Below are 21,468 nucleotides of genomic sequence, written 5' to 3' on the forward strand. Positions count from 1 at the left end.
GCTCGACGACGTTATACACAACTGTATATAGCCAAGCGAATCTTAGGAATCAAAAGATAACACTCTCGTTGGCGTCGCAAGACAAAAGATAAATTGACGACACCTATAAACAGCCTTGCACAGGCACGAATCAGTTACTCACGGGTTTTTGATCCTCATCTGATTGCCGATCAGGTTTGGCCCTAACGAGCATACAATCCGTTGTGGGCAGTTTTCATCTATGAATAAGTAGCCAGACGTTTTGCAGAAACATCGCATGATAATTCACTGGACCGGTGAACGCGCGAATAGTTCCTGCGCCAAGACGTTTCCAAATAGCCACAAGCTGGCCCCGTGTCCGTGATTGTTTTGAATCTTTTTTTGGAAATTCTCCAAATTCAAGGCACGCCCAACGAAGATCCAAATGCACACGCACGGGAAGCCGATAGAAAAATAACAGCGGCTCAAAATGAAGGCATCGCAGCACGTCCAGCGCTATTCCATTCTCGAAGAGGCCGCGAATGAGCGCTTCGCTGCGCAACAGCTAACCGCCAAAGGGACGAAATACTGCGGTGCATCCGTGTCCCGGAGAGATTCCATCTCGATCTCTCCGGGGGGTCAACTCAGATCACTAGCGTCGACGACCACCCCCATAATACCCACGGCCTCCGCCACCCCAACCGCGACCTCCATAGTACGCGCGGCCTCCGCCCCAACCACGGCGATAGCCCCAACCACCGCCATAATAACCTGGTCCCCATCCGCCATAATAGGCCGGAGCATAGCCGCCACCCCAACCGCCGCCGTAGTAGGCCGGTCCATATCCGCCATAGCCATAGTACGGACCGCCGCCGTAGTAGCCGTAAGGTCCGTAATACGAATTCGCCATTGCGCCCGCTGCCAGAGCGCCGACGGCAAGACCGACTCCGAGGCCCGGTCCAAATCGTTGAGCCTGAGCTGGCAGCGATATAACGGCGCTGCCGAGCGTTGCCACGGTCGCAATCATGATCAACTTCTTCTTCATGTCGCTATCCTCTCACCAAAAATCGACGCAAAACGCGCGTCTATTTGACTTGGTTCTATTTAACTTGGTTGCAATGACGTTGGGCTTGGACACATCCTAATTCTCAGGAATTATGGTTTATGCCGTTTTTGCGTTAGCTAACGAGCAAGCCGCCGAAAGAGTTCCACAGCCGTGGAAAAAGGGCGCTTAATTGGCGCTCCGCTCATCGGAAATTGCGCCAAAAAGCGACCGCCCCGATCTGGTATTGCTACGATGTATCAACAAGCAGGCACCCGCCTGCTGTCTGGACCCACCGCCCATCTTGTACGTCTTCAGGAGACAGTCACACATGCGCTACCTTCACACCATGCTGCGCGTGCGCAATCTCGAGGTCGCGCTGAAGTTCTATGTCGAAGCGTTGGGACTGAAAGAAGTCCGTCGCGTCGATAACGACAAAGGCAGATTCACGTTGGTTTTCCTGTGCGCCCCCGAGGACGAGAATCTGGTGAAACAGTGCAGAGGCCGCGGCGCACCGCTGGTCGAATTGACCTACAACTGGGCTGAGGAGACGTACGGCGAGGACCGCTTTTTCGGTCACCTCGCCTATGAGGTCGACGACATCTATGCCACCTGTGAACGATTGATGAAGCTCGGGATCACCATCAATCGTCCGCCCCGCGATGGCCAGATGGCGTTCGTCCGCTCCCCAGACCTGCACTCGATCGAGTTGTTGCAAAAGGGTGATGCTCGTCCGTCGGCCGAACCGTGGAGCTCGATGCCCAACACCGGTCATTGGTGAGAAGTTCAGAGCGGCGCTACTGTGCCTGATCGCGCTTTCGTGCGATTGCAACGAAACATCACCGCACGACCTTGTACCGCCCTTACTGTTCGGCTCGGTAGCAGGCGGGAACGATCGTGCGCAGTTCACGTTCTCCTTAACGTATATGACATTCAAGGAGACGGCGGATGGGAAAAGGACTTTTGCTCTGGCTGATTGGCGTACCGATACCGGTGATACTTCTGCTGTGGCTATTCTTCGGTAGTTGAACGCGCACGCCAGACATTGGTTGAAGGCCTCGCTTTAGCGAGGCTTTTTTTACCGTACGCCGTGACGTCGCGAACTTCGCAACGGCGCACCCTTACGACGCAGCACCAGCACCTATTGATGCCGATCCTGTTGCCGCTGACATACAACTCGACGATCCCTCGATCCAGATAACCCCTGTGCGTATCCTCGGCACGCTTTTCGCGCGCGGATGGTCTTGACTTCTTGATCGGCTATCTCCGTTGGCGATGAGCGAACCGCGCCCCTGCGCTCACGTGGAGCCAATGACCGACACCCCACGGGTGGGCTTGTGAGGGGGCTCGCCTTTTAGTCCAAGTGAGACCCGGCGTAACCCGGTCCTGCCGTGGTCCTGCCGTGGGAGATGCTTGCTCCTCCGGGAAAACGCCACTATACGTTTCGCGACTGCAGCCGGTCGGTTCATGTCGGCCGGAAACTCCGTCTGATCAAATCAATATAGGATATTGATTTGACGGTAGTATCGCAGCGGATTGAGCCTGAAACGGCGTGCGATTTGCCGCCGAAAAGTTCAGCTCCCTTCGTCTATCGGTTAGGACGCCACCCTTTCACGGTGGAGAGAGCGGTTCGATTCCGCTAGGGAGCGCCAAAGGCCATTTCTCCACCAGTTCCTAGCGCCGGTGTCTAATCATTTCCCTCGCGGACCTTACCGGTCCCACTCAAGGCGATGGCTTTGCGGACGGGGTACGGGGGAAACTGCTCTCGCAGCCGTCACGCCCTACCATTCGCGTTTGTTACCCTTAAAAATAGAGCCCGCAGCCTCACCAACCTTACCAAACCAGTGCTTGTCAGCAGAAAGGACTTCCTCGTTGTAGTAGTCGTCCAGTTCGGCGTACCTGGCGTTCCAATCGAAGATGGTCTCGGTACCGTGTTTCGGAGCGCCGTGCAGCCGGTTCTCGCTGATGTCGGAACGGTAACCGCCAAGCTCGGAATCAAATCGCAATAGCTTCCAAGGCACCGGGAAATGGTCTTTGCCGATACCGAGAAATCCACCGAAACTGAGGACAGCGTAAGCGATTTCCCCGCTGGTCTTGTCGATCATGACACTTTCGATTTTACCAATCTTCTTGTTCTCAGCGCCGTAGACAGCTTTCCCCGACTCTTTATCGCTGGTGGTCAGATGGCCAGTTTCGTGATCGTTACTCATGGACATGCTCCTTTGCACAAGCATGTGCTGAGTAGACTAATCCGCCGACTGACCGTTCGTTCCTTAATTGGTCGCCGTCGCGGGGTAAGTTCGTCTGTAAGTTTCTCGACGGGCAGTTCCGATAGGGTTGGTTCCCTGATGCTAAACGGGGCGCTGCACTTGCACCCGGTGAGCCACGCGTATTGGAAAGCATAAGAATCCCGCGGAACGCCTCCGGGTCTCACCTCAGGCCAACACCTTGAAACGGCTCAGTCGTCTTGGTCCGCTAGGGAGCGCCAATGATTTCAATAGGCTAGCTCGACAAGCCCGTTTCGGGTCCAATGGATGGCCAATAAACCGCTGTGTACACTTCTCACGGCACTGGCCATGGTCGAGCTAGCGATATGCAATGGGCGTTGCCGTTCACTGGTCGTCAGCTCAGAAATCGCTCGTGTGCAATCATCGCTCGTCGCTCAAACTATTCAGATTGTGGTAGCGCAACAATTCAGGTTCGCCTTTGCGCGACCGCAAAGACAGGAAGATTTATGGGATGCAGGATCCGTCCGGAGAACCGGCAGCTGGAAAGAAGCGGTGTCTCGGCCCTGCAGACGATTATCCTCAAGCTAGAGCAGTATGAACCCGCCCCGGAAGGACATCCATAACTCTAATGTGCCGAAGCTCTGTCGGAGCTGTGATGTACGGCACAAGGGTATGTGCGGCGCGCTCAATGCCGACGAATTGGTGGGTTTCGCCAAATTCACGCGTGTCGTAAAGGTATCCGCCGGCGACGTTCTCTTACAGGAGCAAGGACCGATCAGATCCTATGCCAATGTCATGCGCGGCGTGCTCAAGCTGACCAAGACTTTGGCCGATGGTCGCCAACAAATCGTCGGACTTCAATTCGCGCCCGATTTCGTCGGACGACTTCATCAAGAGGAGAGTTTTGTTCGGGTCGAAGCCTGTTCGGATGTTGAGATCTGCAGCATAACCAGGAGCGCGCTGCGGAAGATGCTCGAAGAAAATCCGGCCCTCGAAGCAAAACTGCTGCACCAAGCCCTTCGTGAGGTCGATCAGGGTCGCGAGTGGATGCTGGCGCTTGGACGCAAGACGGCACACGAAAAGGTAGCCAGCTTTCTTATGATGATGGTTCGGCAGATCGATCCGTTTGCAGGAGGCGATGGCGTCACAGCTTTCGATCTTCCGCTTTCGCGCGCCGAAATTGGCGACTTTCTCGGCTTGACGATTGGAACGGTTTCGCGCGAGCTCACGCGGTTGCGGCGAGCCGGAGTGATTCAGATTTCCTCGCACCGCCACATCGACATTCTGGATATTGAAGCGCTTCGCCAATGCGTCGGCTAAACGGAACGGTCCTCGCGCGGGAACCCTATATGACGCCATAACCCTCCTTGGTCTCGTGAAGGGAGCATGGGTCGAAACGACGGCCGGTTATTGCCCGCAGCAGCTTCTATCGAACCGTTCATGGCGCCTCGTCGGCGCCCGCGGTCGACACGGTTCAAGGCAAGCGAGCCGCAGCCGAAAAGAAAGGCCCAGCGCCGTGAAGCGTCGGGCCGAGTCAGAGAAGGAACGGGCCCAGGACGGGCCTGGATACCGCCGGGGTCTCTACCGGCAATTCACTCGTTTAACATGCCTTCTATTTTTATAGTTTGTTCTAGATCAATAAGGCGTTGCGCTCACTCCAGCGCCAAGCCGAACCCCAGCATCAGCAGCGCCGCAGCACATAGTGCGAAGAGATTCCATTCTGGGTCTGACGCCCCAGAGCATCTGTGTGAGAGAATAACGGCGTCTTTGCGCTAGATGAAAAACATGCATGTGATTGAAATGTATTCTTGGCTTGTCGAAAGCAAAATGGGAGATCGACATGCCAACCGAAACAATCATTGTGACCGCATTCGTTGCCGGCGTCATAGCGATATTCTCGCTAGCTTTAGTTTATGGCGAGCGTCAGACCGAGAGCCGCCGGCGCGAACACCCGCCAGCGTAAGCTCGCAGAACTGCATGAATTGGCGGTGACCGCGGGCAACTATATCGGTCTCACCGGTCACCGTCGTGAGAGACGCAAGATCAACCGCACCTGGGAAGCTTGACATGTCTGATCATGGCGAATTGTCGTACTCGACCGCGGAAGGAATGGATTATCCAGCGCACGAGGAAACGTATAAGTCCTTCATCAAACTCGGGACGATCGGTGCCGCGGTCGTAGTCACCGTTGTCGTGTTGTTGGCGATTTTCCTCCTCTAATCCGCTCGTCTCCATTCCAAACCCGCCGGGGCTCCCGCACCGGCGGGTTTCGCGCACCGAAAGCTAATTCGCGCTGCGCAGCCGCTTCATCGTAAACTCGGTCTCGCCGACCGCCAGCTCTCACAAGGTCTCAACCTTCGACATGTACGCTGCGGCCGGGCCATCGGCCGAACGGCCAACGGCTAACCTGCCCCTTGTTTTCCTTAGCGCCCTACCCTTCGTGTTTGTGACCCTTAAATACGATGCTAACGTCCTCGACCATGGCATTGGTCATACGGGAAATGCGGGACTACGACGCCCGAGCGTTTTTGGAAGTGCACCATGCGGCCGTGCGTCGTCTTGCTGCCCGGGACTACCCAGCCGAAATCATTGAGGCGTGGGCACCATTGCCTATTACGTCGGATGTTGTGGAAGCTGTTACAGCCAATCCCGAGAATGAAATCCGGTTTGTTGCCGATAGCGACGGTCTCATTATCGGTTTGGCCTGTCTAGTCATGGCGAACAATGAATTGCGAGCATGTTACGTGGCTCCCGACGTTGCCAGGACAGGCGTCGGAAAAGCCCTTCTCATGAGAATTGAGGAGACGGCTCGGAACGCGGGCATCAAACCGACTCGTCTTTGACAGCTGAACCGTTTTATCGGAGCCAGGGGTATGAGGTCACCGAATACGGAAGCCATTTGCTGAACGGTCGCTGGTCAATGGCGTGCGTAAAGATGAGGAAGGCGCTCTGACATGGTGAGCTTAACGGATCGGAAAAGCATAAGAGTTTCTTGGAACCTCTTCGGTCTCACTTCAGACTAACGCACTGACACAGTGGAGCGGGGCAAACTCCCTTGGCAGTCGTTACGCCCTATCCCTCGCGTTTGTGACCGCTGAATAGCCGCAGCTTGAAACCCTCCGGGAGTTCTGATTAGTTCGTGCATGCCTCACGGCCTGCCGTAAGCAGGTGTGAAACTCTCCGGCACGACGGAAACGGGCTTGTCTTAATCTGGCGCACTAGGCGCCCAAGCGGTCGTGTCGTGCATGTCGATGAATCAACCAACACTCAGGCAACTCGCTGGCGTTTTCGCGCGCTATGCCAACTTCACGCTCGGTGGAGGAAGCGCGACAACGGAAGTCATACACAGTGAGGTCGTTGCAAAACGGCGATGGATTAGCGAAGAGCAGTTCGCGCTGTCATTCGCCCTTGGTCGGCTAACGCCCGGCACCAATGTTCTTGCCTTCTGTGTCGGTGTCGGCTGGATGTTGCGCCGTTGGTCTGGCGCGATTGCTACGCTGCTGGCGTCCTCTATCCCCTGCACGCTGTTCGTGGTGGTTATCACCATGCTGTTTGCCCAATGGCAAGAAAACGCATTCGCTCAGGCGGCGATCAAGGGTGCGGTTGCAGCGGCCGTCGCGGTTACGGTGAAGACGGTTTGGACCATCGCGCATCCGTACTTCAAGACGGGTAAGCGACTGCGCGTGATCCTGATTGGTGCGAGCGCGTTCCTTCTAAATGTTGTCGTTGGCATCTCGCCCATTTACGTGCTGGTCATCGCCGCCGTCGTGGGATGCTTCCTGCCATGAACATACTGTTGCTTTATCTTGTGCTCTTGAAGGGCACGGTGACCTCCTTTGCAGGACTCGCGTCGTTGCCGGTCATCCAAGAGGCACTGGTGAATCACTATCACGTCCTTACCAATGAGCAGCTCAACGAAGCCGTCGTAATTACCCGTAGTTCGCCGGGGCCTGTCGGACTTTATATCGTGAGCGTCGGGTATTTTGCGGCAGGGATTCCGGGGGCCGTCGCGGGATGGCTTGCTATGATTACGCCTGCGCTCCTCATCATTCCACTGGTTCACTTCGTGGGCCGCAGAATGGAACACTCCCGCGTCAAATCGATCTTGCAAACGGTTGTGATCGCGAGTGCTGGGTTGCTGTTAGCTGCGGCGATTCCGCTGGGGCATGACGGCTTGACAGGTCCAATTACCATCACCATTGCGGCTGTCTGCTTCGTCCTTTTGCTGACGACGAAACTCGATACGCTATGGATGATGCTTGGAGCCGCGCTGATATCGCTTGCGGCGTCGTCTGTAGGGTTGGTCGCTTATCTCTGAAGCTAAACCAAGGCGCTGTAGTGGGACCCCGAATGCTTTCGGGTCTCACTTCAGGCGAACATCCTAAAACCGTCTAATCTCCTGCTTTGCTAGGAAATGCGGCCCTTATGTCTCGTCGTTTCATTTGGTGATGCCAGCTAAGATGTCTTGGCGTCTGCGCGCAATGCCACTGGCATAGACATGACGAACCTCCATCGTCCGCCACAAATGTCGCCGTCCGGACGGTCACATCGGGCAGCGAACATATGGCATTTCAACCGGTACAGGCTCCTTTGAGCTAAGTGTGAATTTGTTTTCTCCGGAGATTTTCACGTCGAACTCCATGTCCGATACCGCGATACCGTCCGAGCACGCCGCAATCACTCGCACATCCCGCCCGTCATCGTGCAATGATTTGATGGTGCATTTCTCAAATGTGCCAGTTATTTGCTTTCCATGAACGATTATACCGCCCGCGTGGAGATCAGCATCTTGCTTGAAAGCAAGCTTGTTATTCTTTTTGGTAAATATGTCACCGCAGGTCGAGGAATCAATCGCCCAAGCTCCGTTCAAATCCGCAGCCTCTGTCGAAGCCGATTGTGCAACGAGCAATACTAACAGCGCTAGCAGTCCCAACGGCTTGATGGTTCTCATGCAACTCTCCGATCTACTGGTCAATTGGCTATCTAGCATCCGACGTGACCTTTGCCGATCATCGGAGTGCGATAGCGGACCTTTTCGTTGATCTAAGTCAATAAACTGTAGCGTCGTCAGTTTCGCTAGCTATTTGCGGTTGACGCGCGCGTAGCCGTAAACCGCCATCTCCGATTTCGCACCATAATATGCACAGCATAACTGCATTTCATATGTGCGCGCAGTCCTCCCTGACGATCATACAACGAAGTTGGGATGTTGATTTCTGATAGGTTGACAGCTCTTATATGGGATAGGGATCGGCTCCGCTGGACGAGGGACGATGAAAATTACGCTGGACATTTCCAAGCTTGTTGAGGAAGGCAAGCTAACGAGCGAGGAAGCCGAAAAGCTCACGAAGCTCGCTGCACATGATACAGTCTCTCTCGGCATCAACATCCTTGTCGGGTTCGCTGTCGTCGCTATTGCGGCGGGTGCGGTGTGATCCTGACCCAGGAAGCTGGTCCATGTTGAAGGCAATTTTTTCGGGCATTCTGAACCCCACGGAGGGCGGATGCCATGAAACGGAAGCGGTTTTCGGAGGAACAGATTGCCTTTGCGTTGAGGCAGGCAGAGAGCGGGACGACGATCGAGGAGATCTGCCGGAAGATGGGGGTCTCGGAGCCGACATTTTATCGATGGAAGAAAGTCTATGCCGGCATGGGCGTGAGCGAGATCCGGCGGCTGAAGCAGCTTGAGGACGAGAACGCGAAGCTGAAGCGTGTGGTGGCGGATCTGACGCTGGACAAGGCGATGTTGCAGGACGTCCTGCGAAAAAAATGGTGAGGCCCGCCGTCCGACGTGAGGTCGTATTCCATCTGCAGAAGGTCTACGATATTGGCGAACGACGGGCCTGCAAAGCGACCGGCTTTCATCGCTCTTCACAACGCTACAAGTCGCGCGGCGATCCGCAAACCGAGCTGCGCATTCGGCTGAAGGACCTGGCAGCCAGCCGGGTGCGTTACGGTTATCGGCGTCTCCACGTCCTGCTGCTGCGCGAGGGCTATCGCTTGAACCACAAACGCACTTACCGGCTGTATCGCGAAGAAGGCCTGTCGATCAGGACAAAAACGCCGAAGCGCAAACGGGCCTGGCGCTATCGTTCCGATCGGCCGAAGATCGCCGCCGTGAACCACTGCTGGGCGATGGACTTCATGTCGGATGCGTTGTTCAACGGTCGCCCGTTCCGACTTTTGACCGTTGTCGATTGCCACACCCGAGAATCACTTGCGATCGTTCCGAGAACGAACTTCAGGGCCTTCCAGGTCGTCGAGGTTCTTGAGCGGCTGGCAAGGGAGCGCGGCAAGCCAAAGACCATTCGCTGCGACAATGGCCCCGAGTTCGCCGGCAAGATGCTCGACCAGTGGGCCTATCACAATGGCGTCGAGATCGACTTCTCGAGACCCGGAAAGCCAACGGACAATGCGTTTTGCGAGGCCTTCAACGGTCGCGTCCGGGCGGAGTGCCTGAATGCCTCATGGTTCCTGTCGATGGCCGACGCTATCGAACGGATCGAGGAATGGAGGTGCCACTACAACAATGATCGGCCCCACACCTCGCTCGGCAACTTGACGCCGAACGAGTTCGCACGACAAACTCAAACAGCTCGAGAAATTGCCTGACATCTGGACCACAAAACGGGGCAGCTCCAGTTAGGCGGCGGCGCTATCGCCTATCGTGCCGACCTCCTTGCCACCATGCTGATTGTCACAGGTGTTTTCTGTCTCGCAGCTATCATCGCTCGCTCCAGCCTCTTGATGGCGCTGGCGGTGCTGGCAGCTTCGGCTTGCCTGGGCGCACGCACGGGTTATAGCTACGCCAGCTATTCGCTAGCCATTTTCGAACCGACGCTCACCGTGGTCGTGTTTTCTATGGTGGCGCTGATCGCCTATCGAGCTTCGCGACGTCTGCCAGCCGAATATGCGCGGCTCGCGGTCACAGCCGCGCGAACCTCGCTGCTGTTGATCAATTTCGGCTTTTGGATCGGTTCACTATGGGGCGATCCACTGATGCTGATACGTTCGCTCGCTGCCAAGGACGTATCCTCGACGCTCATGACCAAACCCATCATTCCGGCCGTGGCATTCAGCGTGATGTGGGCGGTGGCGTTGCTCGGTGCTGGATTCTGGGCCGTTCGGGCTAATCGACGCTGGTTGGTCAATCTCGTCGCCGTCTTCAGCGGTATTCATTTCTATACTCAATGGTTTGAGCGACTCGGGGCTACGCCGTTGTCGGTGCTGCTGGGCGGGCTGGTGATGCTGGTAAGCGCCCTCGCGCTTTGGTTGTTTAACCGACGTATCGCAAATAGTTCTAGATCGTAGTGATGATTTAGCTATCTGAGCCAGATGGCGATGGCGGCGACGAATCCCATGAAGTGGCGAGCAATTTGTCATAGCGGGTTGCGACGCGCCCGAACTGCTTCAGCTTGCTGAAGAAGCGCTCGATGATGTTGTGCTTCTTGTAGAGACTGGCGTCGTAAGATGCTGATCTTTTCGGTTTCGCTTGGCGGAATGACGACGGTAGCTTGCACGGCGTCCGAGGGCGAAGTTCCTGGATGGAACACCGTCGCTCTTTCTGGCCCTTTTCGAAAATGCCGCGATGAGCACAGACCCCCGCAGACGCCGCCAATGGATGCGTGCGCCCCTGTACAAAATGTCGCAGCTCAGTCATAGTTGGCAACTGGCTCGAAGGGAGACGACGCAACGTAAGCAATGCAACGTTAGCAACGCAAGGAGGCAACGTGATGAATGAACACGACCGCTCCAATCAGTTGATCGGGGGCATAGCCGTTATCTGCGTGATGTTTTTCGGCAGCATGGCCTTGGTATGGAGCAGTACCGGCCGGCTTACGAGCGAAGCGAAGGCGGCATCCGCCCCTGCACACCAGGCTGCGCCGCACGCCGATGCAACCGCCGGACTTGAACAACGCTTGCTCCTCCTCGAAGCCAAGATGAAGGCTCCGCCAACATCTGATGCTCAGCTCGATGCTAGGATTAAGGGCCTGGAGTCTCAGATCGCGGCCGTACAAACTAAGTTGGGCGCTTTCTCTGCATCGGATTTCGACACGCTCAAGAGGAAGGTTGCTGGGACGGAAAATCCTGAGTCCATCAAGACGACCGTAGACGCTCTTCAAGCGGACGTAGGAAAGCTGAACACACGTCTCGATCAACTTTCGGAGCAAGCTGCTTCTGCTTCTGCGTCTGCTCCGGCGTCGGAGACGAAACACAGCTCGCGGAAATCGCACTCGAAATAAAACAGACGGGGCGAGTTTGGCGCCGAGCTGTGACATACGGGAAATCAGGGCAACGGCGCATCTGTCGCTGTGTTGTTCCGTTGGTTTCCCGTGTGTAGCGGCTCGGTTGGGTCAGTGTCACCAAGCGCAGCCATGATGTCGTGGACTGACGGCTCCTGCATGGCTGGAGCCGGCCTATCGTTCTGCTCAAGCGGTGTGGGCTGCGCGTGCGGCGGCATCCCGGCGGCCTGAATGGCATCGCATGAGGCGAACCCAACCCCCGTGATGGCTTTCCCTGTTCGGTGATCTGAACTCATGTGTGCTTGTGCAGTATGGCAAGCCCGAAGGACATGTTTCGTTCGAAAACGCTTTGTCAAAAACTCTATAGCGTTTTAGAGCGAAGTGGATACCGGTTCACGTGAAGAAAACGCGTCAAAAAATAAAGAAAGAGTTCCGCTTCTGATTCCGTCAAAAGCGAAAAGGCTCTAGGAGTGAAGCATTCGCGCAAACACCTTTCCGAGGGCTTGCAAGCTCGGGAACAGGTCGAACGCTTCGGCCAAAAAAATGAATAAGAGTGCGTGAACAATATACAGACGGCCTTCGAACCATGTGAGCGCGCGTTCAAACAGACCCTTTGGGTATGGAAGCGTGGCAAAAAGGAAAACGGTCGCCGGTCCAAGAATAAACGCCCCAAGAATGTCGCTTGGATAGTGGAGCCCGACAATGATCCGGGGAATCGCGACTATCGCCGCGACCCAAACAAAGCAGAACAGCCCGACCCACCGCTTTTCTACAAAAACCACAGCAGCGAGACTAAAAAACAAGGTCGCTGTGTCGCTCGGAAACGAATTCGTTCGGTCCCATGGTGTTCGCGGAATGACAGTGTCCAGAGGAATCGCCAAGTCCAAAATTGGACGTATGTGAACCGCGGTGTGAAACTGTGACCAAACAGAAAGCATTGTCGCCAAACAGACCGCCAGCAGCCCGGCTAGCATACGACCGCGACGCTCAGCCTGGTCACCGGAAAACCACAGGGCGACAAGAGAAAAGAACACCGGAAATCCCCTGAAAAGCGAATTGTTCGCGAGGTCCCAGAGGTTGTTGCTTCCTCCACCGAATGCGTTGAGCGTGAGCAGAATTTCTCTATCGAGACCCGTAATTGTCATAGTCAACAATTCATCGCATCAATTGAAATGGTAATCAGAACGAACGCAAAGCTACAATTTTCACGGCCCTGCTTTTACGTGCAATCCGCTGCCGGTCAATAAAACAATCACGGTTGGCGGGTCGCTTCTAAACATTCCTTTTCCCCTTCAGTAAGCCTTCTTGCGAACGATGGAATCGAGGATCCCCCGCGTGTTGCTGGGCCTCACCCAGCGCCATGAACGGTCGTTAACCTTTGATTAACCAGAATCCGTCGACGCTTTCTCAGTCTCAATTCCCTCCTCCGCTGACGAATCGAAATCAGCGGATGATGGGTTCGGCTCTCGTTCTTTATTGCGGCTAAATACAGCCGCGCAGAGTGAGGATTTTTTGATGGCTGATAGCGATAGCACCATCGCATGGCACCGCGCTCAATTGAAAAAGTATCGCGAAGCTCTGCGCGACATCGAGGTTCGCCGTTTTCGCTTTGGGGAAACTGCGGATCCGCGAGTGCGCGTCGAGACGCTGCGGATAGCGGCTAACCTACGGCGCAAGCTCACCGCCTCAGAGAAGGTCATCGGCGCTTACGAGAAACTTACACGGCGTCCGCTGACGACAGATTTTCGTAGTCTTGCCAATGTTCAGTGGGGCAATTGGAACAGTGCGCCCTGCAACGGAGAGGGTGTGCAGGTCTGAACGGTGGACGTCTTGGTGCGGCCTGCCCCGTAAAAGCAGGCTGGTTTGACCATGGCACCGTGCCGGTCGGAAATGTCGCCATCCGATCGGGATTCCGGTTTTTGCTGCTTTTGAAGCCGTCGCGCGTTAAGCTGGTGCCCGAGGGATGCGCGTTTCCGCTTCATGGAGCCCAGCCAATGACGACCCCTTCCCAAGATTTCGAACGCCTTCAGTTGAAAGTGAGCACGGAAGTCCGCGAGCATTGGAAGGCCTTCCTTTTCGAAGGCATCCTGCTTGCGCTTCTGGGGTTGGCTGTCATCGTCGTGCCACCCCTGGCGAGCCTCGCCATCACGATCTTTCTCGGTTGGCTCTTTCTCGTTGGCGGTGTCGTCGGACTTGTCGCCACCTTCTGGGCACGGGGGATGCCGGGCTTTTGGTGGTCGTTGCTCTCGGCTGCGCTGTCGATTCTCGTCGGCATCCTGCTCGTGGTGCAGCCCGTACAGGGTATGTTGACGCTGACAATCTTGCTCGGCGCCTACTTCCTCGCCGAGGGTGCCGTCACGATCATGTACGCTCTTGAACATCGCCGCGAACTCTCACAGCGGTGGGGCTGGCTGCTGACCGCGGGAGTGATGGACATCATCATAGCCAGCGTTATCATCGTCGGCCTCCCGGGATCGGCGGCCTGGGCCATCGGGTTGCTGGTCGGCCTCAATATGATATTCGGCGGTGCCACGTTGATTGGAATGGCGCTTGCCATGCGAAATGCGCGTTAGAGCGTTTCGCCTTCTGACAGAGGTCAGATGAAGGCGCTAATTCGCAAACTTTGAAACCCAGGCGCATCAGCAGCCGCGGCAGATGCTTTTAATCTTGCGTTTGAGGGCGGCATCCGCCGGATCGACCTGTGTCGGGTTCTCCGTGTCCGCCCTCTCCGGCGGCAAGTCGCTCGGGCGCGGCTGGCGATGACCGATCGGCGCGTCGTAACGCGAGGACTTGTCAACGCTTGAACCTGGTGACGACCCGTCCCTCGCTTGATACTGCCCAAGCGCCGCGGGCGCACCGATCAAGACCCCAAAAGCCGCCAACGCGATGATCTTGTTCATTTCGCTGCCTCCAACGTCCGAGATCGGCCTGTCAAGAACGGTTGAGAACGCGCAAACGTTCCGCGATTGATCTGTGACTAAGCCAGCCGGACAAACGAACCTCTACAATACCGGCGGATAAAGGTGAACGCCGCCACAATAGTCGGTAATACGATAACGCAATTTTGGACCATGTTCACCTTCCCCGGATATTAAATCTGAGCGCGATAGATAATCCGGTCCCACAGGCACCTTTCCGTGCCCGCCGGGAATGTCGAGAACATAATCCGGCTGACACAAGCCGGACACGCGACCACGTAGCGCACGCATTAAAACTTGGCCTTTTTCCAGGGTGGTTCGCAGATGTGCGGTGCCTGGCGCGAGATCCCCGTGATGCAGATAGTACGGCTTGATGCGGCATTCGACGAAGGCGCGCATCAGCGTCTCCAGCGTCGCCGCGTCATCGTTGACGCCGCGCAGCAGCACCGACTGGCTGACCATGGGAATGCCAGCGTCGACAATCCGCGCGCAGGCCGACCGCGCCGCCGCGGTCAGTTCGCGCGGGTGATTAGCGTGCAGCGCCAGCCATGTCGTGGCGCCGTCCATCCGTAGGGCCGCCGCCATCTCGTCAGTGACGCGAGCGGGATCGGCTACCGGCACGCGCGTATGGACGCGGACAACCCTGACGTGATCGATTGCGGCAAGTTCGCCCATGATTTCGGCCAGCCGCCGCGGCGACAGCATCAGCGGATCGCCGCCGGTCAGGATCACTTCCCAGACTGCCGGATGCGACCGGATGTAATCGAGCGCGGTTGTGATGGCGGATTTCGATAGCGCAGTTTCCTTGGCGGGTCCCACCATCTCGCGACGGAAGCAGAACCGGCAGTATACAGCGCAGACGTGAACGAGCTTGAGCAGCACCCGGTCGGGATAACGGTGAACGATGCCGTCCACCGGGGAATGTGCGTGATCGCCGATCGGATCGGCGCGTTCGCCCGGTTGTGCAGCCAGTTCATTGGCGCTTGGGAGATATTGCCGCGCGATCGGATCATCGGGATCGGTCGGATCGATCAGGGCGGCGACGTGCGGTGTGATCGCGATCGCATAGCGCGCGGCAACCTTCTCGAGATCGGCCAGCCCTGATGCGGGTGCGAGGCCATGGGCGATCAGGTCTTCCGGCCGCCGTAATGTCGAAACGACGCTCCTGTTGGTCTTGACGCTCATGCATCCTCCGCGGGCGGCGCCCATACCACCTGATCGATTCTCGACGCTCCGCTCGCCAGCATCACCAGCCGATCCAAGCCCAGCGCCACTCCGCCCGCTTCCGGCATTTTGGCCACGGCCGCAAGAAAATCCTCATCCAGCGGATAGCGCTCGCCGTAGCGGCTTTGCTTGTCGTTCATCGCTCGCACGAAACGGATGCGCTGTTCTGCGGCGTCGGTCAATTCACCAAAGCCGTTCGCAAGCTCGACGCCGCAGGCATAGATCTCGAAACGCTCGGCGACACGGCTGTCGGACGGACTGACGCGCGCGAGCGCGGCTTCCGGCGCGGGATATTCGAATAGCACCGTCAATCGGCCCTGCCCTAGTTGGGGCTCGATATGCTCGACCAGCACCTTGCTGAAGATATCCGACCAATTATCGTCGTCCGCGATCCGCACCCTCCTCCCCCGCGCCGCCGCAGCCAGGGCCGGGCGGTCACCCTCGCGGCCGACGACCGTATTCAGGAGGTCGATCCCCGCGTAGCGGTCGAACGCAGCGGCGACCGTCAACCGCTCCGGTTCGACGAACGGATCGGCCTGCCGGCCGCGAAACGAAAATCTCGGAATGCCGGTCGCTTGCGCCGCAATGGCGATTACGGAGATAGAGTCGGCCATGACCGCATCATAGGAACTGCCCGCGCGATACCATTCCAGCATCGTGAATTCCGGCAGGTGCAGTACGCCGCGCTCGCGGTCCCGAAATACCCGCGCGAACTCCACGATCTTCTGCTCGCCGGCCGCCAGCAGCTTCTTGCAGGCGAATTCCGGGGAGGTGCGCAAGTGGCGCGTGACTCGGTCGCCGGCGGGCATCGTTAGCGTGGTGCCGAGCGCGTGAAGGTGGGTTTCGTTGCCCGGCGACACCTGCAAAACGCCGGTTTCGACCTCGACGAACCCCTGCGCGTCGAACCAGGCCCGCAGCGCCTTCGTCACAGTCCTGCGCGCTTCCAGAAACGGCTTCCGGTCCGCGTGCCTTGCCCGGTCCCACCAGGGTGAAATCCGATTCATCCATCCTCAGCAATCGACCGGAATCGGCCGCAAACCACTGGCGCGAGCGAACCAAATCAGTATGTTGCGGCCCGAAGCCGCCTCAACGGCCGCAGGACGCCCCCGTCCGGACCGGTCTCGAGCCAAACCTTAGGAAATCCAGCCGTGAGAGTCATCGCCAGTTCTATTCGCAAGGGCAACGTCATCGAGCAAGACGGCAAGCTCTACGTGGTCCTCACCGCGGAGAACATCCACCCCGGCAAGGGAACCCCGGTCAGCCAAATCGAGATGCGGCGGATCAGCGACGGCGTGAAAATTTCCGAGCGCTACAAGACCACAGACCAGGTCGAGCGCGCCACCATCGAGGATCACAACTTCACGTTCCTCTATGAAGACGCCGACGGCTTCCACTTCATGAATGCGGAGACCTACGATCAGGTTCAGGTGCCTAAGGAGGTCGTGGGCAACGCCGCGCCCTACCTGCAGGAAAACATGGTGGTGAAACTGTCCCTGCACGACATGGTGCCGGTGGCGATCACGCTACCGCAGCGGGTGACGCTCGAAGTGGTCGACACCGAGCCGGTCACCAAGGGGCAGACCGCCTCCTCATCCTACAAGCCCGCGGTGCTGTCGAACGGCGTCCGCACCGGCGTGCCGCCCCATGTCGGCGTCGGCACGCGGATCGTGGTCATGACCGAGGACGGCTCTTACGTCGAGCGCGCCAAGGACTGACAACCTGATAAACACTGATCTCCGAAGACAACTTATCGGAGTACGGTTCGAGTCCGAGAAGCTTTCCGGGGGAGTCGAGGTTCCCGCAACGCAATGAGGCTTTGCTGCGGGGTGCTTCCCTCCGTTATGCTCGCTGCATGACAATCCTCGATTCTCACATCCGGCTCAGCCGGCGCACCGCGCTACAATGCCTTGGAGCGTTGGGAGCGCTTGCGCCCTTCCCCGCTCTTGCCACCCCGCCTCAGGGCTTCGAGCAATGGCGCGACAGCTTTCGCGCCCGCGCGCTCGCGAAGGGCATCTCAGAGGCGACCTGGAGCCGCTGCATGGGCCGGATCGAACCGGACATGAGCGTGTTCAAGCAGATGCGCAACCAGCCGGAGTTCCATGAAAAGACTTGGCAATACATCAACCGTCGCGTCTCGGACTGGCGGATTACCGCGGGCAAAGAAGCGCTGCGGAAGAACGAAGCGCTCTTCGCACGGATCGAACACGATTTCGGCGTCGAGCGCGGCACACTGCTGGCACTGTGGGGGGTTGAATCCGCGTTCGGCGATCCGCTGGTTCAGAAGAACCACATGCGCCCGGTGTTTCCTTCACTGGCGGCGCTCGCCTGGAATGAACCACGACGGCGCAGCTATTGGGAAACCGAACTGATCAACGCGTTGCGCATCGTGAACAAGGGTTGGAGCACGCCCGAAGAGATGCACGGCTCATGGGCCGGTGCGATGGGACACACCCAATGGATGCCCGAGGTCTGGCTTAACGTCGGCATGGACTACGATCACGACGGCCGGGTCTCGCCATTTGGAAAACCCGACGACGCGCTGGGCTCGACCGCGCGCTACCTGATCAACCGTGGAAAATATCATCGCGGCGAACATTGGGGTTATGAGGTGCGCGCGCCCGGTGGCGCGAGCGGCAGCCGCAGTTATGCCGCGTGGGCGGCCGCCGGCGTGCAACGCGCCGATGGCAAGGCGTTTCCGCAGCCGAATGCATCTGCCAAACTCTGGGTCCCGGAACCGGGCGGCCCGGCGTTCCTGCTTGGACCGAATTTCTATGCGGTTCGCAGCTACAATCCGTCGATGAACTATGCATTGGCAATCTGCCATCTCGGCGATCGCATTCTCGGGGCGTCGCCTTTCATTCATCCCTTCCCCGGTTCGGAACGCGCGCTCACGCTCGCGGAAGTGCAGGAGGTGCAGACGCGTCTGACCAAAGCCGGATTCGATACCGGCGGCACCGACGGCCGCGTCGGCAACGACACCATGAAGGCGGTGAAGGATTTTCAGACCCGCGTCGGATTGCCGACCGACGGCTATGCCGGACTGCAAGTGCTGGCGAAGCTGAGGGAGCTGAGGTAATCCGATCCCAGCCTTTGCTAACTTCGTCAGGGATCGATTCGGCCAAACGTAGACACGTAAAATGGCTTTGCCGTTATGTGCCCAGCTGTGAACCTCAATTTATTCTTCGTTTGGCCGGCACACACATACATGCCGTAGGCTCTCTGAGGTCATCGGGCTACAATCAAAGTCACCGAACCGCCGTTCGAGGCGCAAGCCACCTGACGCTATCAGAAGCGGCATCTCCTGCGGAAAGATGCTGCGTATCTGCAAAGAGGTCTTCAAAAAGTCTCGCTTCTCCGGTGTCGACCAAAACCAATCTAGGTGGCTAACTTGTGTAAGTGGATCATATCGAACAAGACCCTCCTCTACGGTGACGTGGCCTAATGTTTCGTGCGCAGCCACGCCGACTAATTGACGCTGTTTGGGATCACGGCCAAGCATAGCGACATTCGGGATGAATGCGTCGAAAACAAGCCTGCCCTTCAGTGAAAGATGCCGCGCAACAGATCGAAAAAAGCCCTTGAAATCGTCGAGGCTTTGAAGGTGCGCAACAGAATTGACGGCGACGATAATGGTGTCGAAGGTGCGCCCATTCAAATCGAAGTTGCGCATATCCAGTTGAACAAACTCGACGGCAGCAGCCTGTCTTTCGGCGCAATGTTGCGCCCGCGACAACATCCCGGCAGAAACATCACCTCCCACAACCTGTAGGCCGGCTTGAGCGAGCGGAATTGTTAGACGACCCGTTCCGCAGGCAAGATCGAGAACGCTGCCCCCTCGTTCGCTGGCGGTTTCAAGGTAGAACCGCTCTAGAACGTGGTCACGCGGGGCCATCAAGTCATATAGGTCGGGCTGATCGTAAAGCGTGTTCTCTTCCACGGATATCAATCATACCGGATAACGCGTCGAAAGCCAGATACTCGCGAAACGCTATGGGTAATGATCGTTTCAGCGAATAACCGCTGGCCCTGGATCTGGCGTCGCCACATCCACCACCCGCAACTGCACACGCTCCGCGCCCTGCCAGCGGTCCACTGCCAGCGATCCCGCCACATGCAGCGGTTGTCCCCGCATTTGCGCCAGCGCGTTGCCGAGCGGTTGGCCGACCGCGCGGAACGCGATGCCGTTTACGATAGCCCCGTCTCCGGATTTGAGCCGCAACCGAAGGTGCGCCTGCCCGACCTCGTCGGCATGGATCAACTGGTGCGACGGCAACGCCACCACCGGCTCGGGGTTGCCCGCGCCGAACGGTCCCGCGCGATTGAGTGTCGCCACGAACTCGGGCGTCGCCGCCCTCGCGCTGACCGCGCCATCAATGAAAAGCTCGCGGACGTGGCGCGACCGCGCGACATCGGCAGCGAGCGCTGTTTCCATGTAGGCGCGGAATTCCGCGAGCCGTTCTTTCCGCAGCGTGACGCCGGCCGCCATGGCGTGACCACCCCCCTTCAGCAACACGCCATCGGTCACGGCCTGCCTCACCGCCTTGCCGAGATCGACGCCGCCGATGGAGCGGCCCGATCCGGTGCCGATGCCGCCCGGCTCGAGCGCGACAACAAAGGCGGGCCGGGAAAATTTGTCCTTCAGCCGAGACGCAACGAGACCGACGACGCCGGGATGCCAGCCCTCGGACGCCGTGACGATGACGGACCCCTTGTCCTCGAGGCCAAGCGAGGCCAGCGCCTCGGCTTCGGCCTGCGCTTCGGCCGCCCGCTCGATCACGCGGCGCTCGGTATTGAGGCGATCGAGTTCGGTGGCGATCCGCGCAGCTTCCGAGACATCGCCTTCCAGCAGCAGCCGCACGCCGAGATCGGCGCGTCCGATGCGGCCTCCGGCATTGATGCGCGGTCCCAGCATGAAACCGAGATGCCAGGCTTCCGGCGGACCGTTCAGCCGCGCCACGTCCATCAGCGCGGTATGGCCGACATGATCGCGGCGGCGCAGCGCGATCAACCCCTTCGCGACGAAGGCACGGTTAAGGCCGGTCAGCGGCGCGACGTCGGCGACCGTGCCGAGCGCGACATGATGCAGCATGTTCAGGAGATCCGGCTCCGGCCGCTCGTCAATCCAGAAGCCGCGCTGGCGCAGCTCGCGGTTCAACGCGACCAGCGTCACCAATACGAGACCGACGGCGGCGAGATGTCCGAGCCCGGAAAGATCGTCCGGCCGGTTCGGGTTCACCAGCGCCTCGACCTCGGGCAGATCGTTGCCGCACTGGTGATGGTCGATTACGACGACCGACATACCCCGCTGTCTTGCGACCGCCAGCGGCTCGATACTCGTGGTGCCGCAGTCCACGGTCACCAGCAGCGTCGCGCCTTTCGTCGCGAGCGTGTTGATCGCATCGACGTTCGGACCATAGCCTTCGAAAATGCGGTCCGGGATATGGATCAGTGGATCAAGGCCGCAATGTCGCAGATGCCAGGCGAGAAGCGCCGCAGAGGTCGCGCCGTCAACGTCGTAATCGCCGAAGATCGCAACCTTCTCGCCGCGCATCGCGGCATCTGCGAGCTGCTTGGCGGCCGCCTCCATCTGCGTCACGGTGAACGGATCGGGCATCAGCCGGCGGATGGTGGGGTCGAGAAAATCCTCAACGGCATCGATTTCGACGCCACGTCCGGCGATCACCCGCGCCAGCATTTCCGGTAGCCGATGGCGCTGAGTGATCGCCAGTGCGCGCGCCGTGCCTCGCGGATCGAGGCGATCACGCCACAGACGGCCGGTCGCCGAATGCGACACACCGAGAAAGGCATCAGGCGCTTCGATCGGCAACGCGGAGGCTGGCAAGGTCATGATGTTG

General features: G+C 58.2%; 24 protein-coding genes, 1 tRNA gene and 2 pseudogenes. 16 read left to right on the forward strand and 11 right to left on the reverse strand.

What is annotated here, in order from left to right:
* Positions 1–214 precede the first annotated feature (214 nt).
* On the reverse strand, positions 215–520 hold the full coding sequence (locus tag ACM561_RS08460; RefSeq protein ID WP_425909409.1) for a hypothetical protein: 306 nt from the start codon (positions 518–520) through the stop codon (positions 215–217).
* Positions 521–610: 90 nt separating this feature from the next.
* Entirely contained in the window at positions 611–1,003 is a 393-nt protein-coding gene (locus ACM561_RS08465; RefSeq protein WP_425909410.1) for a hypothetical protein, read from the reverse strand.
* A gap of 328 nt (positions 1,004–1,331) precedes the next feature.
* Between ACM561_RS08465 and ACM561_RS08470 the strand changes: the two genes are divergently transcribed.
* A complete protein-coding gene (locus ACM561_RS08470; RefSeq protein WP_425909411.1) occupies positions 1,332–1,781 on the forward strand; it encodes a VOC family protein in 450 nt (149 codons plus the stop codon).
* Positions 1,782–2,577: 796 nt separating this feature from the next.
* Positions 2,578–2,652 (forward strand) — tRNA-Glu (locus tag ACM561_RS08475).
* Positions 2,653–2,859: 207 nt separating this feature from the next.
* Here ACM561_RS08475 and ACM561_RS08480 read toward each other — a convergent pair.
* Positions 2,860–3,210: pseudogene (locus tag ACM561_RS08480) on the reverse strand (PRC-barrel domain-containing protein); the annotation flags it as partial.
* A 612-nt stretch (positions 3,211–3,822) separates the two neighbouring features.
* Between ACM561_RS08480 and ACM561_RS08485 the strand changes: the two are divergent.
* The 6 genes from ACM561_RS08485 to ACM561_RS08510 all read left to right on the forward strand — a co-directional run bounded on the left by ACM561_RS08485 (position 3,823) and on the right by ACM561_RS08510 (position 7,546).
* On the forward strand, positions 3,823–4,548 hold the full coding sequence (locus ACM561_RS08485) for a Crp/Fnr family transcriptional regulator (protein ID WP_425909413.1): 726 nt from the start codon (positions 3,823–3,825) through the stop codon (positions 4,546–4,548).
* A gap of 593 nt (positions 4,549–5,141) precedes the next feature.
* Complete coding sequence (locus ACM561_RS08490) at positions 5,142–5,294, forward strand: hypothetical protein (protein ID WP_425909414.1); 153 nt, start codon at positions 5,142–5,144, stop codon at positions 5,292–5,294.
* Between the two features lies 1 nt (position 5,295).
* Positions 5,296–5,448 carry an aa3-type cytochrome c oxidase subunit IV gene (locus ACM561_RS08495; RefSeq protein WP_425909416.1) on the forward strand — a complete coding sequence of 51 codons (153 nt, stop codon included), beginning with the start codon at positions 5,296–5,298 and terminating at the stop codon, positions 5,446–5,448.
* A 281-nt stretch (positions 5,449–5,729) separates the two neighbouring features.
* Positions 5,730–6,071 carry a GNAT family N-acetyltransferase gene (locus tag ACM561_RS08500; protein WP_425909417.1) on the forward strand — a complete coding sequence of 114 codons (342 nt, stop codon included), beginning with the start codon at positions 5,730–5,732 and terminating at the stop codon, positions 6,069–6,071.
* Between the two features lie 402 nt (positions 6,072–6,473).
* Positions 6,474–7,016 (forward strand): chromate transporter, encoded by a 543-nt coding sequence (locus ACM561_RS08505; protein WP_425909419.1) that lies wholly within the window; start codon positions 6,474–6,476, stop codon positions 7,014–7,016.
* The gene (locus ACM561_RS08510; protein WP_425909421.1) at positions 7,013–7,546 is read left to right on the forward strand and encodes a chromate transporter; all 534 of its coding nucleotides are present in this window, start codon (positions 7,013–7,015) and stop codon (positions 7,544–7,546) included. Before ACM561_RS08505 ends, ACM561_RS08510 begins: the two co-directional genes overlap by 4 nt.
* A 225-nt stretch (positions 7,547–7,771) precedes the next feature.
* On the opposite strand, the gene ACM561_RS08515 is transcribed toward ACM561_RS08510, so the two are convergent.
* Complete coding sequence (locus tag ACM561_RS08515; protein ID WP_425909422.1) at positions 7,772–8,179, reverse strand: hypothetical protein; 408 nt, start codon at positions 8,177–8,179, stop codon at positions 7,772–7,774.
* 322 nt (positions 8,180–8,501) lie between these two features.
* On the opposite strand from ACM561_RS08515, the gene ACM561_RS08520 reads away from it, so the two are divergent.
* The 3 genes from ACM561_RS08520 (at position 8,502) to ACM561_RS08530 (ending at position 10,539) form a co-directional block, all read left to right on the forward strand.
* A complete protein-coding gene (locus ACM561_RS08520; RefSeq protein WP_425909423.1) occupies positions 8,502–8,663 on the forward strand; it encodes a hypothetical protein in 162 nt (53 codons plus the stop codon).
* 74 nt (positions 8,664–8,737) lie between these two features.
* A protein-coding gene (locus ACM561_RS08525; RefSeq protein ID WP_425905403.1) for an IS3 family transposase occupies positions 8,738–9,840 on the forward strand; the annotation gives its coding sequence in 2 pieces (ribosomal slippage) (positions 8,738–8,999 and positions 8,999–9,840; 1,104 coding nt in all).
* 75 nt (positions 9,841–9,915) lie between these two features.
* On the forward strand, positions 9,916–10,539 hold the full coding sequence (locus ACM561_RS08530; RefSeq protein WP_425909425.1) for a hypothetical protein: 624 nt from the start codon (positions 9,916–9,918) through the stop codon (positions 10,537–10,539).
* An 11-nt stretch (positions 10,540–10,550) separates the two neighbouring features.
* Here the strand turns inward: ACM561_RS08530 and ACM561_RS08535 are convergent.
* Positions 10,551–10,699: pseudogene (locus tag ACM561_RS08535) on the reverse strand (transposase); the annotation flags it as partial.
* A gap of 262 nt (positions 10,700–10,961) precedes the next feature.
* Here ACM561_RS08535 and ACM561_RS08540 point away from each other — a divergent pair.
* Positions 10,962–11,471 (forward strand): hypothetical protein, encoded by a 510-nt coding sequence (locus ACM561_RS08540; protein WP_425909426.1) that lies wholly within the window; start codon positions 10,962–10,964, stop codon positions 11,469–11,471.
* A gap of 464 nt (positions 11,472–11,935) precedes the next feature.
* Here the strand turns inward: ACM561_RS08540 and ACM561_RS08545 are convergent, their stop codons facing one another.
* Complete coding sequence (locus tag ACM561_RS08545; protein ID WP_425909428.1) at positions 11,936–12,616, reverse strand: phosphatase PAP2 family protein; 681 nt, start codon at positions 12,614–12,616, stop codon at positions 11,936–11,938.
* Positions 12,617–12,986: 370 nt separating this feature from the next.
* On the opposite strand from ACM561_RS08545, the gene ACM561_RS08550 reads away from it, so the two are divergent.
* Both ACM561_RS08550 and ACM561_RS08555 read left to right on the forward strand, forming a co-directional pair.
* On the forward strand, positions 12,987–13,289 hold the full coding sequence (locus ACM561_RS08550; protein WP_425909430.1) for a hypothetical protein: 303 nt from the start codon (positions 12,987–12,989) through the stop codon (positions 13,287–13,289).
* 176 nt (positions 13,290–13,465) lie between these two features.
* On the forward strand, positions 13,466–14,044 hold the full coding sequence (locus tag ACM561_RS08555; protein WP_425909431.1) for an HdeD family acid-resistance protein: 579 nt from the start codon (positions 13,466–13,468) through the stop codon (positions 14,042–14,044).
* Between the two features lie 66 nt (positions 14,045–14,110).
* On the opposite strand, the gene ACM561_RS08560 is transcribed toward ACM561_RS08555, so the two are convergent.
* The 3 genes from ACM561_RS08560 to epmA all read right to left on the reverse strand — a co-directional run bounded on the left by ACM561_RS08560 (position 14,111) and on the right by epmA (position 16,617).
* Positions 14,111–14,371, reverse strand: a complete 261-nt coding sequence (locus ACM561_RS08560) for a hypothetical protein (RefSeq protein ID WP_425909433.1) — start codon at positions 14,369–14,371, stop codon at positions 14,111–14,113.
* Between the two features lie 102 nt (positions 14,372–14,473).
* The gene (locus tag ACM561_RS08565; protein ID WP_425909434.1) at positions 14,474–15,574 is read right to left on the reverse strand and encodes a lysine-2,3-aminomutase-like protein; all 1,101 of its coding nucleotides are present in this window, start codon (positions 15,572–15,574) and stop codon (positions 14,474–14,476) included.
* Entirely contained in the window at positions 15,571–16,617 is a 1,047-nt protein-coding gene (gene epmA, locus ACM561_RS08570) for an EF-P lysine aminoacylase EpmA (protein ID WP_425909436.1), read from the reverse strand. Before epmA ends, ACM561_RS08565 begins: the two co-directional genes overlap by 4 nt.
* 144 nt (positions 16,618–16,761) lie before the next feature.
* Here epmA and efp point away from each other — a divergent pair, with 144 nt between their 5' ends.
* Both efp and ACM561_RS08580 read left to right on the forward strand, forming a co-directional pair.
* Positions 16,762–17,328, forward strand: coding sequence for an elongation factor P (efp, locus tag ACM561_RS08575; protein WP_079446787.1), 567 nt, complete (start codon positions 16,762–16,764; stop codon positions 17,326–17,328).
* A gap of 137 nt (positions 17,329–17,465) precedes the next feature.
* A complete protein-coding gene (locus ACM561_RS08580) occupies positions 17,466–18,689 on the forward strand; it encodes a lytic murein transglycosylase (protein WP_425909437.1) in 1,224 nt (407 codons plus the stop codon).
* A 99-nt stretch (positions 18,690–18,788) separates the two neighbouring features.
* Here the strand turns inward: ACM561_RS08580 and ACM561_RS08585 are convergent, their stop codons facing one another.
* Entirely contained in the window at positions 18,789–19,550 is a 762-nt protein-coding gene (locus tag ACM561_RS08585; RefSeq protein WP_425909438.1) for a class I SAM-dependent methyltransferase, read from the reverse strand.
* A gap of 69 nt (positions 19,551–19,619) precedes the next feature.
* The gene (recJ, locus tag ACM561_RS08590; protein ID WP_425909440.1) at positions 19,620–21,461 is read right to left on the reverse strand and encodes a single-stranded-DNA-specific exonuclease RecJ; all 1,842 of its coding nucleotides are present in this window, start codon (positions 21,459–21,461) and stop codon (positions 19,620–19,622) included.
* Positions 21,462–21,468: the final 7 nt, after the last annotated feature.

Origin of the sequence: Nitrobacter sp. TKz-YC02 (assembly GCF_049852135.1) — a bacterium.
Taxonomy (GTDB): domain Bacteria; phylum Pseudomonadota; class Alphaproteobacteria; order Rhizobiales; family Xanthobacteraceae; genus Nitrobacter; species Nitrobacter vulgaris.